This is a genomic window from Methylocystis bryophila (genome assembly GCF_027925445.1).
Lineage (GTDB): Bacteria > Pseudomonadota > Alphaproteobacteria > Rhizobiales > Beijerinckiaceae > Methylocystis > Methylocystis bryophila.
This window is the reverse complement of sequence record NZ_AP027149.1, coordinates 984,203-1,000,333: the sequence shown is the minus strand read 5'-3', so window position 1 is coordinate 1,000,333 and position 16,131 is coordinate 984,203. Positions and strand designations below refer to the sequence as shown.

At 66.3% G+C, this 16,131-nt stretch carries 13 protein-coding genes; all 13 read right to left on the bottom strand.

Features of this window, described 5'->3' with window-relative positions; genetic code table 11:
- Complete coding sequence (locus QMG80_RS04600) at window positions 1-345, bottom strand: GNAT family N-acetyltransferase (RefSeq protein WP_285892576.1); 345 nt, start codon at window positions 343-345, stop codon at window positions 1-3.
- A gap of 135 nt (window positions 346-480) precedes the next feature.
- Entirely contained in the window at window positions 481-1,896 is a 1,416-nt protein-coding gene (gene murC, locus QMG80_RS04595; protein ID WP_085771747.1) for a UDP-N-acetylmuramate--L-alanine ligase, read from the bottom strand.
- Window positions 1,897-2,034: 138 nt separating this feature from the next.
- The gene (murG, locus tag QMG80_RS04590; protein ID WP_085771746.1) at window positions 2,035-3,120 is read right to left on the bottom strand and encodes an undecaprenyldiphospho-muramoylpentapeptide beta-N-acetylglucosaminyltransferase; all 1,086 of its coding nucleotides are present in this window, start codon (window positions 3,118-3,120) and stop codon (window positions 2,035-2,037) included.
- Window positions 3,117-4,313, bottom strand: a complete 1,197-nt coding sequence (locus QMG80_RS04585; protein WP_085771745.1) for an FtsW/RodA/SpoVE family cell cycle protein — start codon at window positions 4,311-4,313, stop codon at window positions 3,117-3,119. The genes murG and QMG80_RS04585 overlap by 4 nt, the downstream gene beginning before the upstream one ends.
- A complete protein-coding gene (gene murD / locus QMG80_RS04580) occupies window positions 4,310-5,728 on the bottom strand; it encodes a UDP-N-acetylmuramoyl-L-alanine--D-glutamate ligase (RefSeq protein ID WP_085771744.1) in 1,419 nt (472 codons plus the stop codon). The genes QMG80_RS04585 and murD overlap by 4 nt, the downstream gene beginning before the upstream one ends.
- A gap of 4 nt (window positions 5,729-5,732) precedes the next feature.
- On the bottom strand, window positions 5,733-6,815 hold the full coding sequence (gene mraY / locus QMG80_RS04575; RefSeq protein ID WP_085771743.1) for a phospho-N-acetylmuramoyl-pentapeptide-transferase: 1,083 nt from the start codon (window positions 6,813-6,815) through the stop codon (window positions 5,733-5,735).
- A gap of 2 nt (window positions 6,816-6,817) precedes the next feature.
- Window positions 6,818-8,254 carry a UDP-N-acetylmuramoylalanyl-D-glutamyl-2,6-diaminopimelate--D-alanyl-D-alanine ligase gene (locus tag QMG80_RS04570; protein ID WP_085771742.1) on the bottom strand — a complete coding sequence of 479 codons (1,437 nt, stop codon included), beginning with the start codon at window positions 8,252-8,254 and terminating at the stop codon, window positions 6,818-6,820.
- A complete protein-coding gene (locus tag QMG80_RS04565; protein WP_085771741.1) occupies window positions 8,251-9,714 on the bottom strand; it encodes a UDP-N-acetylmuramoyl-L-alanyl-D-glutamate--2,6-diaminopimelate ligase in 1,464 nt (487 codons plus the stop codon). The genes QMG80_RS04570 and QMG80_RS04565 overlap by 4 nt, the downstream gene beginning before the upstream one ends.
- Window positions 9,714-11,504, bottom strand: coding sequence for a peptidoglycan D,D-transpeptidase FtsI family protein (locus QMG80_RS04560; protein WP_085771740.1), 1,791 nt, complete (start codon window positions 11,502-11,504; stop codon window positions 9,714-9,716). Before QMG80_RS04560 ends, QMG80_RS04565 begins: the two co-directional genes overlap by 1 nt.
- Entirely contained in the window at window positions 11,501-11,920 is a 420-nt protein-coding gene (gene ftsL / locus QMG80_RS04555) for a cell division protein FtsL (RefSeq protein WP_085771739.1), read from the bottom strand. The genes QMG80_RS04560 and ftsL overlap by 4 nt, the downstream gene beginning before the upstream one ends.
- Before the next feature lies 1 nt (window position 11,921).
- Window positions 11,922-12,938, bottom strand: coding sequence for a 16S rRNA (cytosine(1402)-N(4))-methyltransferase RsmH (gene rsmH / locus QMG80_RS04550; RefSeq protein WP_085771738.1), 1,017 nt, complete (start codon window positions 12,936-12,938; stop codon window positions 11,922-11,924).
- Between the two features lie 703 nt (window positions 12,939-13,641).
- On the bottom strand, window positions 13,642-15,117 hold the full coding sequence (locus tag QMG80_RS04545; RefSeq protein WP_085771736.1) for a hypothetical protein: 1,476 nt from the start codon (window positions 15,115-15,117) through the stop codon (window positions 13,642-13,644).
- Between the two features lie 329 nt (window positions 15,118-15,446).
- Window positions 15,447-16,130: an ABC transporter ATP-binding protein gene (locus tag QMG80_RS04540; RefSeq protein ID WP_085771735.1), complete on the bottom strand. Its 684-nt coding sequence runs from the start codon at window positions 16,128-16,130 to the stop codon at window positions 15,447-15,449.
- Between the last annotated feature and the right edge of the window lies 1 nt (window position 16,131).

The following is a 16,131-nucleotide window of genomic DNA, read 5'->3' as shown; positions in this document are numbered from 1 at the left end:
TCACAAGCATTTGCTCATGAGGACCCGCGGCGTTACTTCATAACCCAGACGCTCGTAAAAGGAGACTACGCCGGAGTTCCTTTCTCGCACGAGGAGTTGCGCCTTGACGGCGCCGCGTTCGCGCAGCCACTGCTCTGCGGCTTCCACGAGTTTGCGACCGACTCCGGAACCTTGCGCTCGCGTTGCAGTCGCGAGGTAGTAAAGCCAGCCCCGATGGCCATCGTGCCCTACCAGCACGCTGCCGATGATATGACCCTGGTCCTCCTCGGCGACGAGGACGTCAGAGCAGACGCCCGTCATCGCGAGACGAAAGTCGGCGGCTGGATCATTGTAGCTCACGACCAAATTGCAGCTACGCTAAAGCTCAACGAGGGCCGCTTCGTCCTCGGGGCTCGCGCTCCTCATGGTCCAGCACATCTTCCTACTCTCTCAGAAGGACGGCCCCACCCCGCCCGCCAGGCCGGCCCGCATCGCTCACCCTCACCCCGCCCCCGGCCCGCCGGCCGCCAGCTGCTCCGGCAGCGCATAGGCCCATTGGGTGATGTTGCCGGCGCCCAGACACACAACGTAATCGCCAGGCGTGACGATCTCGCGGATCATCGCCGGCAGAACTTCCGGCGCCGGGAGACCGGCGACGCGGCGATGACCGTGCGCCTTGATCGCCGCAACGAGATGGTCGCGGTCGACGCCCTCGATCTTTTGTTCTCCCGCCGGATAGACGTCCGCGATGATGACAGCGTCGGCGTCGTTGAAGCAGGTGGAGAACTGATCGAAAAGCGATTGCAGCCGCGTGTAGCGATGGGGCTGCATGACGGCGATGACCTTGCCCTTGGTGGAGGCGCGCGCGGCGCGCATCACGGCCGAGATCTCGACGGGATGGTGGGCGTAATCGTCGAAGACGGCGACGCCGTTCCACTCGCCGGTCTTGGTGAAGCGTCGCTTCACGCCGCCGAAGCCCGCCAGCGCCTTGCGGATCTCGTCGGGCTTGAGCCCAAGCTGATAGGCGACGGTGATCGCAGCCGTCGCGTTCAACGCGTTGTGATGGCCCGGCATCGGCAGCATCATGTTCTCGAGATAGACGGCCTGCGAGCTCTTGCGATCGCGCAACAGCACATTGAAACGCGAGACCCCGCCTTCGAGATTGACGTCGAGGAGGCGCACATCGGCTTGCGGATTCTCGCCATAGGTGATGACGCGCCGATCCTCGATCTTGCCGACGAGCTCCTGCACCGTCGGATGATCGAGGCACATCACCGCGAAGCCGTAAAAGGGCAGATTCTCGATGAGCTGGCGAAAGGCGTCCTTGATCGCGTCGAAGGTGTGAAAATGATCGAGATGCTCGGGATCGATATTGGTGACGATCGCCACGTCCGCGGGAAGCTTGAGAAAGGTGCCGTCGCTCTCGTCGGCTTCCACCACCATCCAGTCGCCGCCGCCGAGCCTCGCATTCGTGCCATAAGCGTTGATGATGCCGCCGTTGATGACCGTCGGATCGAGGTCTCCGGCGTCGAGCAGGGTCGCGACGAGCGAGGTCGTCGTCGTCTTGCCATGCGTGCCGGCGACGGCGACGCATTGCTTGAGCCGCATCAGCTCGGCGAGCATTTCGGCGCGGCGCACGACGGGCAAGCGTTTTTCGCGCGCTGCGGCAAGCTCTGGATTATCCCGCTTGATCGCGGTCGAAACGACGACGACGGCGGCCTCGCCCAGCGCGCGGGCGTCGTGCCCGATCGTCACCCGCGCGCCTTTCTCGACGAGCCGCTTCACATTGGCGTTCTCAGAAGCATCCGAGCCCTGAATGGTGTAGCCCTGATTGAGCAGCACCTCGGCGATTCCGGACATGCCGATCCCGCCGATTCCGATGAAATGAATGGGCCCCAGCTCGCGCGGCAACTTCATTGCGGGTGTCTCTCCTTTGCCGCGCTTTGGGCGCGAAATCTTACCGGTCTCGAATGGTCCGTTCGGATCGCGCTCGCGGCTCGCCTCTAGTCGCTTTTAGAAGCGTTGGCCTCCGAGGGCGCATCGTCAATCGCGCAATCAGACGCCGCCCACTTGCTGCGCCAGATCGGCGAGGCGTTCGGCCGCGTCGACGACGCCAACGCTTTTCGCTTTTTGCGCGGCGCGGCGCAACTCTCCGGGGCTTTCCACAAGCTGCGCGAGTCGGGAGGCGAGAAAGGCCGGCGTGAAGGCCTCTTGGCGCACGATCTCGGCGCCGCCCGCCCGGCTCAGCACCGCAGCGTTGGCCGCCTGGTCCTGGTCGAGCGCATGTGGCAAGGGCACCAGGATCGCCGCCCGCCCGATTGCCGCGAGCTCGGAGACGGTGGAGGCGCCCGAGCGCGCGATGACGAGATGCGACGCCGCGATCCGCGCCGGCAGGTCGTCGAAGAAGGGCGCGAGCTCGGCGTCGACGCCGGCGCGAGCATAGGTCTCCGAGACGCGCGCCAGATCCTCCGCGCGCGTCTGCTGCGTCACGAGCAGGCGCGCGCGCGTCGCCTCGGGCAGCGAAGCGATCGCTGGGGGAACGACATCGGCCATGATCCGCGCGCCCTGCGAGCCGCCGGTCACGAGCAGACGCAGCGCGCCTTCTTGTGGATAGGGCAGATGCGTCGCGGCGAGCGCCTTGGGGCGCAGCGGATTGCCGGTCAGCACGATTTTTTCGCGCCAGGCCGCTGGAGCCCCGTCCAAGGGAAAGCCAACGGCGATCGCGCTGGCGCGCGGCGCGAGAAACCGGTTGGCCTTGCCCATCACGCCATTGGCTTCATGGATGATCGTCGGGATCTTGAGGAGCGAGGCGGCGAGGAGCGGCGGCACGGTCGGATAGCCGCCGAAGCCGATCACGACGCCGGGCTGCAGGCGACGCAGCAGCGCGACCGAGGCGAAGAGGCCCTGGCCGAGCCGAGCCAGCGCGCGGACGCGCTCGACGGGCGAACCGCCGCGCGGCGTCGCCGAAGGGATCATATGCGTCGCCCGGGCTGGAAAAGCGTCGCCATATCGCAGCGCCCGCTCCTCGGTGACGAGCTCGACCGGAACGCCGCGCGCGGCGAGCACATGCGCGAGCGCTTCGGCGGGAAACAGATGACCGCCGGTGCCGCCGGCGGCGAGAAGCGCGGGGACCGCGCTCATAGCGCCGGGCTCGGCAGAGCCGGTCTCGCGGCCGGGCCGCTGAGGAGGGCCTGCTGGCTCTTCGCCGACGCGTCGCGATCCGTGCGCCGGCGCCGCTTTCGCGTCACGGAGAGGAGAAAGCCCATGCCCAGCGCGAGCGAGATGAGCGAGGATCCGCCATAGGAGACGAAAGGCAGAGTCATGCCCTTCGCCGGCATCAGTTGCAGATTGACCATCATGTTGATCGCGCCTTGCAGGCCGAACAACATGGCGAGGCCCGCTGTCGCGAAGCGGCAGAACGGATCTTCGTTGCGCGACGCCAACAGAAGGCTGCGCACCACGATGAACGCGAAGAGAGCCGCGAGCAGCATGCATGTGAGAACGCCGAACTCCTCGCCGATGACCGCGAAGATGTAGTCGGTGTGCGAGTCAGGCACCATCCGCTTGATCGTTCCCTCGCCCGGCCCCTTGCCGAACCAGGAGCCCGAGATGAAGCTCTCGAGCGCCGTCTCGCCCTGGAAATTCGTCGGCACGCCGGCCGTGACCGGCGGCGGCGGCTCGAGAAAGGTTTGGATGCGCGCATGCACATGCGGCACGAACTTATAGGCGAGCAGCGCCGAGGAAATTCCAAGACCCCCGATGCCTGCGACCCAGAGCCAGTGCAGGCCGGCCATGAAGAACAGGATCGCCCAGACCAGAGAGATCAGCATGGTCTGGCCGAAGTCGGGCTGCAGCACGAGCGGCGCCACGGTGAGCGGGAACAACAATAGAGCGATCGTGTTGCCCGGGAGGCCCTTGCGCTGCGCGCCCTCCGCGAAGGCCCAGGCGACCAGCACGACGAAGTTGGGCTTCACGAATTCGGACGGCTGAATTCCGAAGATCCAGCGGCGAGCGCCCTTCACCTCCTGCCCGAAGAACAGCGTCGCGACGACGAGCCCGAGCGAGACCAGAAACAACACGAGCGCGGCGCGGCGAATATGACGGGGGGAGAGCAGCGACACGCCGAACATAACGGCGATCGCCGGCAGCAAGGTCATGGCCTGCCGATTGACGAAGTAGAATGTCGGAAGATGCAGCCGCTCGGCTTCCGGCGGACCGCCCGCCATCGAGAACACGAGGCCGACGACCATCAACACGCCGATCGCCGCGAGCAGCCAGCGATCCACCGTCCAGGCCCATTCGCCGATCGGCGAACGATGCGCGCGCGACATCATGAGGCGTCTCCTTGATCGAGAGCGGCGATTCTTTGAACGATTTCGCGAAAGGCCTCGCCGCGCGCTTCGAAGTCAGCGAACTGGTCGTAGGACGCGCAGGCCGGCGCCAGCAGCACCACGGGATCGCGCGCGGCGCTCGCCACCGCGTCGCTCGCCGCCCGGTCCGTCGCGACGGTGAGCGCGCAGCAGCGCTCGAAGGGGACGTAGCCTTCAAGGGTTTCGGCGAATTCCTCGGTCGCCTCGCCGATGAGATAGGCTTTGGCGACGCGCGGGAAGAACGGCCGCAGGGACTCAATCCCGCCGTGCTTGGGCTTTCCGCCGAGAATCCAGAAGATTTCCGAGAACTCGGCGAGCGCGCGCGCCGCCGCTGCCGCATCGGTCGCCTTGCTGTCATTGACGAAGAGCACGCGGCCGACCTTCGCGACAGTTTCGAGGCGATGCGGCACGCCCGTGAAGCTGACGAGCCCTTGAGCGATCTCTTCATCGGAGAGACCGAGCTCCCAACAGGCGGCGGCGGCGAAGATCGCGTTCTGGCGATTATACGCGCCAACCAGCGCGCGCGCCTTGGGCAAGGCGCCGAGCGATTCGACCTGAACCTCCGGATCTCCCGCCGCGCGATAAAGGATCTCGTCTCCCTCGGCGTAGAAGCCCCAGTCGAGGCTGCGTTCGCCGGACACGGGCGCGACCCGCCGACCCTCGGCGGCCTCCGCGATCAGCTTTGCGCCGATCGCGTGGCAATAAGCGTCGTCCACGCCGACCAGGGCGATTTCAGCGTTCGAGGGGACGCGCTCCTTGACCGCCGCATCGCGCTCCATCGAGCCCTGTCGATCGAGATGATCGGGAGAGAGATTGAGCAAAAGTCCGACGGTCGGCGAGAGAGAGGGCGCGAGGTCGATCTGGAAGGAAGAGACCTCGACGACATGAATGCGCTCGTCGTCCGGCGGCGCAAGAGAGAGGATCGGCTGGCCGACGTCTCCTCCGAGCTGCGGCTCCCTGCCGGCCTCGCGCAGAATATGCGCGATGAGCGCGCTCGTCGTGGACTGGCCGTTCGCGCCGGTCACGACGACGAAAACGGCGCCCGGCGCGCGCGCCTCCCGCTCCCGGCAAAAAAGCTCGAGATCGCCGATGATTTCCACGCCGGCGGCCTGCGCGCGCTCGACCGTCCAATGCGGGACGGGATGGGTCGGCGCCGCGCCGGGCGTCAAGATCAGTGCGTCGAAGCGGCCCCAATCCGCGACGGAAAGATCCGCGACGTTCATCCCTTCGGCGATCGCCTGGAGGCGCGCGCTCTCGGCGTCGTCCCAGGCCGTGACCGAAGCCCCGCCCGCCATCAGAGCGCGCAGCGTGGCGAGGCCGGGGGCGTCGAGCCCGAACAAGGCGACCTGTCTTTCGCGGAAGCTTTCGATCGGGGTCATCGGCTCACCTTAGCTTCAGCGTTGACAGGCCGATCAGCGCCAGCACGAAGGCGATGATCCAGAAACGGATCACGATCTGCGGCTCCTTCCAGCCCTTCTGCTCGAAGTGGTGATGGATGGGCGCCATGAGGAAGATGCGTTTGCCGGTCGCCTTATAGTAGCCGACCTGCACGATGACCGAGACGCCTTCGAGCACGAAGAGTCCGCCGATGATCGGCAGCAGAAATTCCTGCTTCACCGCCACCGCGATCGTGCCGATGAGGCCGCCGAGCGCCAGCGAGCCCGTGTCTCCCATGAAGATTTGCGCCGGCGGCGCGTTGAACCAAAGGAAGCCGAGGCCCGCGCCAATCATGGCCGAGCAGATAATCGTCAGCTCGCCGACGCCCGCCACATGGTTGATGCCGAGATAGGAAGAGAAGACGCTGTTGCCGACGAGATAAGCGATGATCGCGAAAGTGCCGGCGGCGATCATTGACGGCACGATCGCCAATCCGTCGAGGCCGTCCGTCAGATTGACGCAATTGCCCGCCGCGACGATGACGAAGCCGCCAAAGATCGGGAACAGCCAGCCGAGGTCGAGCAAATAGCCCTTCATGATCGGAATGGCGACCTTGTGCATGTCGTCGCCGCCGGCGCGCATCATCAGATAGCAGGCGCCGATTCCGATGGCGAACTCGAAGCCGAGACGCAACCAGCCGGAAAAGCCGAAGTGCGACTGCTTCGTGACCTTCAGATAGTCGTCATAGAAGCCGATCGAGCCGAAGGCCACCGTGACGTAAAGCACGATCCAAGCGTAAGGATTGCGCAGATTAGCCCAAAGCAGCGTGGCCGCGACGAGCCCCGAGAGGATCATCAGCCCGCCCATCGTGGGCGTGCCTTTCTTCGTCAGCAGGTGCGAAGGCGGGCCGTCCGCGCGGATCGGCTGTCCTTTGCCTTGCTTGACGCGCAGAGCATTGATGACTTGCGGGCCGAAGAAGAACACGAAGAACAGCGCGGTCGCCGCCGCGCAGGCTGCGCGGAAGGTGATATAGCGAAAGACATTGAGCGGACCGAAGAGATGGGAATATTCGGCGAGCAACGAGAGCATGATCAGCGTCCTTGCGGCAGATTCGCTGCAGAATTGGCGCGCAGACGGTGCGCCAGCGAACCCATGCGCATCGCGTTCGATCCTTTGAGCATGACGACGTCTCCGTCGCGCAGAGACGAGAGAAACGGCTCCTCGAGCTCCGCGGCGGTTCTGCGGTGTGCGCCCCGCATGGCGTCGGGGACGGCGTAGAAGGCGCTTGCCGCCTGCGGCCCCGCCGTGAACAGCAGATCGACGCCGGCGCGCCGGAAGTCGTCGGCGAGATCGGCGTGCATCTCTCCGGATTGCGGGCCGAGTTCGAGCATGTCGCCGAACACGGCGATGCGCCGGCCTCTCGGACCGGGCTTCGCGTCGGCGAGCAGCGTCAGCGCCGCGCGCACGGAGGCCGGATTGGCGTTGTAGCTCTCGTCGATCAAAGTGATCTCGCCATTTTCCAGGGCGATCTTCTCCTGCCCGCCGCGGCCTTTGGAGGCCTGGAAGCCATCGAGCTTTGCGGCGGCCGCGTCGAGGTCGACGCCGAAGACATAGGCGACGAGCAGGACGGCCAACGCGTTGAGCGCAAGATGCTCTCCCGGCGCGCCAACGCCAAACTGCATGGAAAGTCCTAAAATCTCGGCGTTTACGACGCCCGCGCCGTCTATGGTTTCATAGGAGAGCAGGCGCGCCTGCGCCTCGGGGCTTTTTCCAAAGGTGAAGACATGCGCCGCCCCAAGAATCCGGGCCGCGCCGAGGAGGCGCTCATACACCGCGTCGTCGCGGTTCAATATGGCCACGCCGCCTTCGATCAAGCCCCCGAAAATTTCGGCTTTCGCGTCGGCGATCGCCTCGATCGATCCGAAATGCTCAAGATGCGCCGGCGCGACCCTGGTCACAACCGCAACATGCGGCTGAACGAGCTGCACGAGCGAGGCGATCTCCCCGGGGTGGTTCATGCCGAGCTCGAAAACGCCGAACCGCGTGTCGGCGGGCATGCGCGCCAGCGACAGGGGCACGCCCCATTGATTGTTGTAGGAGGCCGCAGATGCGTGAGTGGGGCCGAAATGCGAGAGAACCTCTCGCGCCATCTCCTTCGTCGAGGTCTTGCCGACGGAGCCCGTGATCGCCGCAACATAGGCGGCGGCGCGCGCCCGCCCTTGCGCTCCAAGGCGTTCGAGCGCCTGCTGCGTGTCCTTCACGATGTAGAGCGGCCGCCCCGAGCCCGAGAGCTCGGCGGCGTGCGCCTCGTCGATGACCGCAGCCGCCGCTCCGCGCTCGAAGGCCGCCCCCACGAATTGGTGCCCGTCGCGCGATTCGCCGTTGATCGCGAAGAACAGGTCGCCGGGCGCCAGGCTCCGCGTATCGATCGACACCCCGCCGACGCCGAGCGGCAGGGCGCTGCCGCTGACGCGCGCGTTGAGGGCGCCGACGAGAGCTAGCCCGCTCCAGAGCGCATGATTCGTCACGCCACGTCCTTTCGGTTGAGGCCGAGCGCCTTGGCGACGACGTCCTGGTCAGAGAATGGATAGGTCGTCCCCCCGACGATCTGGCCTGTCTCGTGGCCTTTGCCGGCGACGACGAGGACATCTCCAAGTCCCAATCCGGCGACGGCGCTCCTGATCGCGTTCTCGCGATCGGCGATCTCGCTCGCCTTGGCGGGATCGACCTCGCGCGCGCCCGCCAGAATGGCCGCCCGGATCGCCGCGGCGTCCTCGCTGCGCGGGTTGTCGTCGGTGACGATGACGACGTCGGCTTCGCGCGTAGCGATCGCGCCCATCAGCGGCCGCTTTCCCTGATCGCGGTCGCCGCCGCAGCCGAAGACGACGATGAGCCGGCCCTGGGCCAGCGGCCGAAGAACTTGCAGGACCTTCTCCAAGGCGTCGGGCTTGTGCGCGTAATCGACGAAGATCGGCGCGCCGTTCTTCTCGCCGACGAGCTCGAGCCGCCCCGGCGCGCCGCGCAGCCGCGACAGCGTCGAGAAGACCCGCGCCGGCGCGTCGCCTGAGGCGATGGCGAGCCCCGCGGCGACCAAGGCGTTGGAGGTCTGAAAGGCCCCCGCGAGCGGCAGCTCGATCTCGTATTCTTGGTTCTCGTGACGCAGGCGCAACGCGGTCGAGAGCGCGCGCGGTCGCATCTCGAGCAGGGCGATCGTCTCGCCCTTCGCGCCCACGGTGAAGGGCTCGAGGCCGCGCGCGCGCAGCACCGAGAGCACGCGCGGCGCGGCGTCGCTGTCGGCGTCGACGACGACCGGCTGGCCAGGCCGCAAGAGCGCCTCGAAGAGGCGCATTTTCGCTTGGAAATAGGCTTCCAGGTCCGGGTGGTGGTCGAGATGGTCGCGCGAGAAATTCGTGAAGGCGGCGAGCGTCGCCTTGACGCCGTCGAGCCGGCGCTGCTCGACGCCGAGCGACGACGCCTCCATCGCGAGATGGGTGATTCCTCGCCCTGCGCCGGCGTCGAGGATCTCGTGCAGCTCGACGGGGCCGGGAGTGGTCAGCGCGCCATAGCGGGCGCCCGCTTTGTCCACGAGCCCGATCGTGCCGAGAGACGCCGCCTCATGACCGAGCGCCTGCCAAATTTGGCGCAGGAAAGCGACGACGGAGGTCTTGCCGCTCGTTCCCGTCACGAGGGCGATTGTTGTCGGTTGGCGGGGGTGAAAGCGGGCGGCTGCGAGCGCGAGAGCCCGGCGCGCGTCGGGGACGAGGATCAGCGGCGGAGCGCTCGCCGCGACGCGCTGGGCGACAACGGCGACCGCGCCGCGGGCCGCGGCGTCGGAAGCGAAATCGAGACCGTCGCCCTTGTGGCCGGGGATTGCGAAAAAGAGATACCCGGGCTTGATCGCGCGGCTGTCGGCGCTCAGCCCGGAAATCTCCAGGTCGCGCAAGGAGGGCGCGAGGTCCGCGCCGGGCAGGAGCTCCCCGAGGCGCATTAATGCGCTCCAGAGGCGGCGGCCACGGTGGGCGCGAGGGAGCAGCTATAGCCTTGCTTGGCCAGCAACGGGAAGGGCTGCGTCGGATCGGACCGCGGCGCCATTCCCAGAATAGGCGCGACGCGCTTGATGATCTCGCCGGTCACAATGCCGGAATTCCAGGCCGCGGTCGCCTCGCCGTGCGTTTCCGGCAGGCCCTGAGGCTCATCCATCAGCGTGAGGAAGAGATACTTCGGCTTGTCCGCCGGCATCACCGCCATGAAGGTCGTGAAAAGCCTGTTCTTCACATAATGTCCGTGGATGGCCTTCTCGGCCGTGCCCGTCTTGCCCCCGACGTAATAGCCGGGGACGTTGACCTTTTTCGCCGTGCCGATCTCAGCGTTCAGTCTCATCAAACAGCGCATAGCCTCGCTGGTTTCCGGCTTGATGACCTGCGTCGCATTCTTCCTCGCCTCTTCCTCGCTGCGCTTCAAAAAGGTGGGGCTCATGAGATAGCCGCCGTTCACCAAGGCGGCTACGCCCATCATCGCCTGCATCGGCGCCACGGCGATGCCGTGACCGAAGGCGATCGTCGCCGTGCTGAGCTCGCTCCACCTCTTTCTCGGCCACATCGGCTCGGCGCTCTCGGGCAGCTCCGTGTGCATGCGCGTGAGCTGGCCCAGCTTATACAGGAACGCCCTGTGCTTCTCGACCCCCTGGCCGAGCGCCATGCGCGCCGTGCCAATATTCGAGGAATGAACGAACACCTCGGGCACGGTCAGCATGGCGTGCGTCGCGTGATAGTCATGAATCGTCGCCCGCCCGAGGCTAAGCTCGCCGCGGGCGTCCAGGCGCGAGTTCAGATTGACCTTGCCGGAATCGAGCGCCATCGCGATCGTCAGCGCCTTGAAGGTCGAGCCCATTTCATAGATGCCGACGTTGAGCCGGTTGATCAGCTCCTTGTCGCGGATATTCGGCGAGCCGTTGGGGTCGTAGTCGGGCACTGACGCCATCGCGACGACCTCGCCGGTGTTGACATCCATGATCGCAGCCGCGCCGGCCTTGGCCTTGAAGTGCTCGATTCCCTTCGCAAGCTCATCGCGCACGGCGTGCGTCGCCTTGAGATCGAGCGACAGCGTGATTGGCTGCAGCGTTTCGGCCGTCAGCTCGAAGCCCGCGCCATGCAGGCTGGCCAATCCCTGACCGTCGACGTATTTCTCCATGCCGGCGACGCCGATGTTGTCGGTGTCCGCGAAGCCGAGCACATGCGCGGCGAGAGGGCCATTGGGGTAGATGCGCTTGTTCTCGGCGAGGAGACCGACGCCCGCGAGCCCCAAATGGAAGACCTCGTCGCGCTGATGCGGGGTCACCTCGCGCTTGACCCAGACGAAGCCCTTGCGGGACCCGAGCCGCTCGCGCAACTGCTTGGCGTCGACCGGCAGAGTCGCGGTCAGGAGCTCGGTGGCTTCGTCCTTGTCGCTGAGGCGCCTGGGTTCCGCGAACACCGACATGGTCTTCACGTCGGTCGCCAGGATTTCCCCGTTTCGGTCGAGCAGGTCGGGACGCGCCGCCGCCACCGCATCCGCCGCGGCGCGACGCAGGTTGACGGGCTCTGGCTTCAGGCCGAGATAGACGAGCCGGCAGCAGACGAGCCCGTAGATCCCGAGAAAAAGCAGCGCGACGAGGCGCATGCGCGACGCGCTGAGAGCGAGGCTCGTCGAGAAGAGGCCGCGCGCCAGCCTGCCGAGCCGCGCCAACCGGCCCTGGGCCTTGGCGGTTGGTCGAGGAGAGGTTTCGATCGCGATCCTCATCTTGCGGTCGCCGTCGTTTTGGTCGAGGCGCCGCTCCTCGCCCGCGGCGTCGCCGGCGCCGCCGCCGGGTCGGCTGAAGGCGTGCTCGCGACCCCGAGCCCCAGCAGGTCGATCTTGTCGCCGATCGCGTCGGCGTGGGGGAGCCGCTCCGGCAGCGCCGCGAAACTGTCGATCTGAGCAAGCGACAGCGGTTCGAGATCGAGGTAGCGGTCCGCCAGTTTCTGGATGCGTTCGGGCCGCGTCAGAAAGGCCCATTCGGCGCGAAGCACGCCGATCGCGTCCTGCTCCGACTTGATCTCGAGTTTCGCCTTGGCGATCTGCTCGGTGCGGAAGGTCGTCTCATATTTGATCGTATAGGCGTAGACCGCAGAGCCAAGCAGCACCAAGATCGAGAGAATATTGAACAAACGGAGCATGTTAGCTCCTTTCGCCGGGCGCCGCCGGCAGGCGGGCGCGCTGGGCCAGAACTTCGTCGCGGTCCCTGGCGGGCGCCGCCGTGCGAACGGCGACGCGAAGCTTGGCCGAGCGGGCGCGTGGATTGGCGGCGATCTCGCCCGGGAGCGGCGCGACGGGCTGACGCCCCTCGAGTCGAAAGGTCTGGGGCGGGGGCGTCGGCTCGCCAGGCAGGCGGCGCGAGCGCGTCTCGCCACGCCCCGAGCGCGCCGCCAGGAAGAGCTTGACCAGCCGATCCTCGAGCGAATGAAAGGTCACCACGGCCAGGCGTCCGTCTGGAGCGAGCGCGCGTTCTGCGGCGCAGAGGCCCTCGACGAGCTCGGCGAGCTCGTCGTTGACGGCGATGCGCAGCGCCTGGAAGCTACGCGTCGCGGGGTGAATGTCGCTGTGGCGCTGCGGCGCGACGCGCGCGATGAGGCCCGCCAGCTGGCCGGTCGTCAGAAAGGGTTCCGCCTGGCGGTCATGGACGATCGCGCGGGCGATCCGCCGCGCAGCGCGCTCCTCGCCAAAATAATAGAAAACATCCGCGAGCTTCTCCTCGGAAGCCGTGTTGACGAGATCCGCGGCGGTCGGTCCCGATCCGCCCATGCGCATGTCGAGCGGCCCGTCCTCGCGAAAGGAAAAGCCGCGTTCCGGCTGATCGAGCTGCATCGACGAGACGCCAATGTCGAAGACCGCGCCGTGCAACGGGAGAAAATCTTCGCGAGCGGCGACCTCCTCGAGCTTCGAGAAGCGGGCCTCGACGAGCTTGAGCCGACCGCGGGCCGCTTCGACGAGCCCAGCGCCATCGCGAACAGCCGCCGGATCGCGGTCGAGAGCGAGCACGCGCGCCCCCTCCGTTTCGAGCAGGGCGCGGCTGTAGCCGCCGGCGCCGAAAGTCGCGTCGAGATAACGCCCCTCGGCCCGCGGATCGAGCGCGGCGATCGCCTCGGAGAGCATCACAGGCCTGTGTCGGTCGACGGGCGGGCGCGTTGGCGTCATGGTCCTCCTCCCGTGCGGCCGCCGCCAGCCTCCAAAGCATGTCCCCGAAAAGCGCGAAGCGGTTTTCCGATTAGGACAGGCTCTAACTTCTTGATCTGGTGCGAGTCCTTTTCGATCGCGTGATTCCGCGCAATCGGCACGCCATCTAGATCGCCTTGCAAAAAAGTGGAAGCCGCCTTCCCGCGCGAAGCTCGCGCCAGGCGGCGGCGCCTGAACGCAGAGCGATCTGCGATGACGCGGAGCGGCGGGGCTGCCGAAGCTCGTTTCCACGTTCGGGCTATTCAAGGCTCGCCCCCGCGCGGGCTTGAGGATCGCAAATGGATCGCCCGCGAGCTTGCGAACGTCCAAATGACATTAGCCGTCGTTATGATTAAGGCCGGGTTTACGCGGCGCAGGGAATGGGCGCGATTTTCGCGCCCCGGGCTTCGAATATCTTTCCGAGTGGTCTCGCTCGAGCGGGACGCCGCTCGGCCTTCGATCCCGCGCGACCAATTCCGATGCGAGCGCCTTTGGAATTACGACCCCGCCGCCTTTGAGCGACTGCGCTCAAAGACAGCGTGATCTCGCGCGCTCGCGAGCGCGTTTCCCGCTCGAACGGAAACGTTCGGGCGATAAGGAACCGCGCCAAATCAAAAGTTTGGAGCATGTTCTGACCGGAAAACCGCTTCGCGCTTTTCCAGGACATGCTCTAGGCTCAGGCTTGTCAGTCGCGGCGGCGCCTGCGGGCCAAGAGCGTGCGCGCCCCCGCTGCGACAAGCCCGCCAAGGCTCAGAAGCCCCTGGCCGAGGACGGGGCCCGGCGCCGGAGCGAAGGAGACGCCGCGGATGGAGACGTTCGTCGGAGCGGAAAACAGTGTGGTGAAAGCCTCACCCGCCCCCGTCGTGGCGTCCAGCGTGTCGGTGATCTCATAGAGGTAGCTCGGCGACAGCTCGTTCAAGCCATAGCTCGTCGCGAAAAGCTCCACCTGGTTCCCGACGACCTTGCCGGTCAGGCCGAACAATCCGGTGACGCCAGCCGTCGTGACCGTATTGCCCGCAAGGTTGACGTTGTTGTTGTTCACCAGGTTCAGGCCTTGGTAGAGGTCGTATTCGAGGCTCCACACGCCGGTCGAGGTGTCGAGAACCCACTTCTGCAATCCGCCCTCGCCGAGCGCAGCCTTGTTGGCGTTGCCGTTCTTCGGCTGGCCGCTGTCCGCGACATAAAGAACGGTCGGACTCGCAAAGAAATATTCTTCGGGGCTGAGATAGACGAAGCTGCCGATGCGGGAGTTGTTGACCCCGTTGGCGGTCGCGGCCGTCAGATTGATGGAGCCGTTGTTGCCGCCGAGAGAGAGAGGCGAAGCCGCCGGGACGATGTGGGTCGGCGTCGTCACCGCGGAGGTCGGAAGCACGCTCGTCGACCCGAGTTGAACGACGCCGGTGTAGTTCTGAGCGCCGCTTCCCGAGGGATTATAGTCGCGAGAAGCATAGAGCGTGTTGTTGTAGCCCGTCACGAAGCGCACATCGGTCTGATTGTTGATCGTCGTGCCGGTCGAGGCGCCGCGATTCACGAGCTGGACGCCCTGCGTCGGATCGGTTTTGCTCCCGCCCTGGCCGGAAACATAGAAGGACGAACCATCGACCGTATAGACGCTGCGCGGATTGTTCGTGTTCGCAAAGTTCAAGACCGCCGTCGAGGTGTCGACGCTTCCGTTCGCGCCGATAGCGGCCACGACACGCGGCACGACCGTGTAGGAGCCGCCGGAGACGCTCGTGGTTTGGCCGAGCGCCGCCGTGCCGTAGGTCGAGAGCGGCGCCGAGTTGAAGGTCGCGGCGTTCACGCCATAGCCCATGATCGTGAGAAGATGGCCGTTGCCCGAGAGCTGCAAGAAGCCTTCGGAGGCCGAGCCATATTCGCCCGAGATCGCCCAATTGGCGCCGCTGGCGGTCTGCGGGAGCGTGAAGGTCCCCACCGACGTAGCGGACGTCCCCCCAGAGCCGAGGCTGAATTCCTGCAGCGTCATCGGCGAAGCCGTGTCGAGCGCGCTCGCGTTGCTCAAGCCCGTGCTGTTCGTCACGGTTTCGATGACGAGGTCCCCTTGGGTGAAGGAAGAAATCGAGCCGGCGGCGGCTGGCGTCGCCGCGCCCAGGGCGGCCAGAGCGAGAAGCGTGCGGTTCAATGGCGATACGGCGGCGGACATTTTTCGAAGGCTCCGGGGTGGACTGGCGTGAGATCACGCTGCGTTCAGGCGGAATCGCCTGGATGTGGAAGACGCGATCGATTCCAAAGCTTTAGCGCGCGATTTATGCGAAAAGCCGAATGCCACTTTTCGCATCGCGCTCTAGGGCTGCGGCGCTGACCGGCGAGACGGATTCTCAACGTATCGAGGCGCGCGCAGCACGTGCATACCGGCGCATGACGGTTCGATGAAAATGCGATGTCAGTCGCCGGCGCCGACCAAATTCTCAGAGTGTGTTGCAAAGGCGCCACAGGCGCCGCGACAGCATCTGCGCCAACGGAAACGACGCGCTAATCAAGCTCGATGAGCTGGCCGTCACGCAGCGTCACGCGGCGGTTGAGCTGAGCGGCGAGCTCGAGATTATGCGTCGCGACGACGGCGGCGAGGCCGCTGCCATGGGCGAGCGCCAGCAGCGTCGCGAACACATGGTCGGCGGTGCGCGGATCGAGGTTGCCCGTCGGCTCGTCGGCAAGCAGCACGGCGGGCGCATTGGCGACGGCGCGGGCGATGGCGACGCGCTGCTGCTCGCCGCCCGAAAGCTCGCCCGGACGGTGCGAGCAGCGCGCGCCGAGACCCAGATAGCTCAGGAGCTCATGCGCGCGCGCCGCCGCCTCTTTTCGCGAATAGCCCGCGATCGTCTGGGGGAGCACGACGTTTTCGAGCGCCGAGAACTCCGGAAGCAAATGGTGGAACTGATAGACGAAGCCGATCGAATTGCGCCGCAGCCGTGTGCGCAGATCGTCGTTCATCCGAGAGGTCGGCTGACCGTCGATCAGCACCTCGCCGGCGTCTGGCCGCTCCAGGAGGCCGGCGACGTGCAGCAGCGTCGATTTGCCGGCGCCCGACGGCGCGATCAGCGCCACGGTCTCCCCGGGATAGAGCGTGAGGCTCGCGCCCGCGAGAATGTCGAGACGCGCGTCGCCCTCTCGATAATGCCGGCAGAGGTCGATGAGCTGGAGCGCGGCACGGGCCATG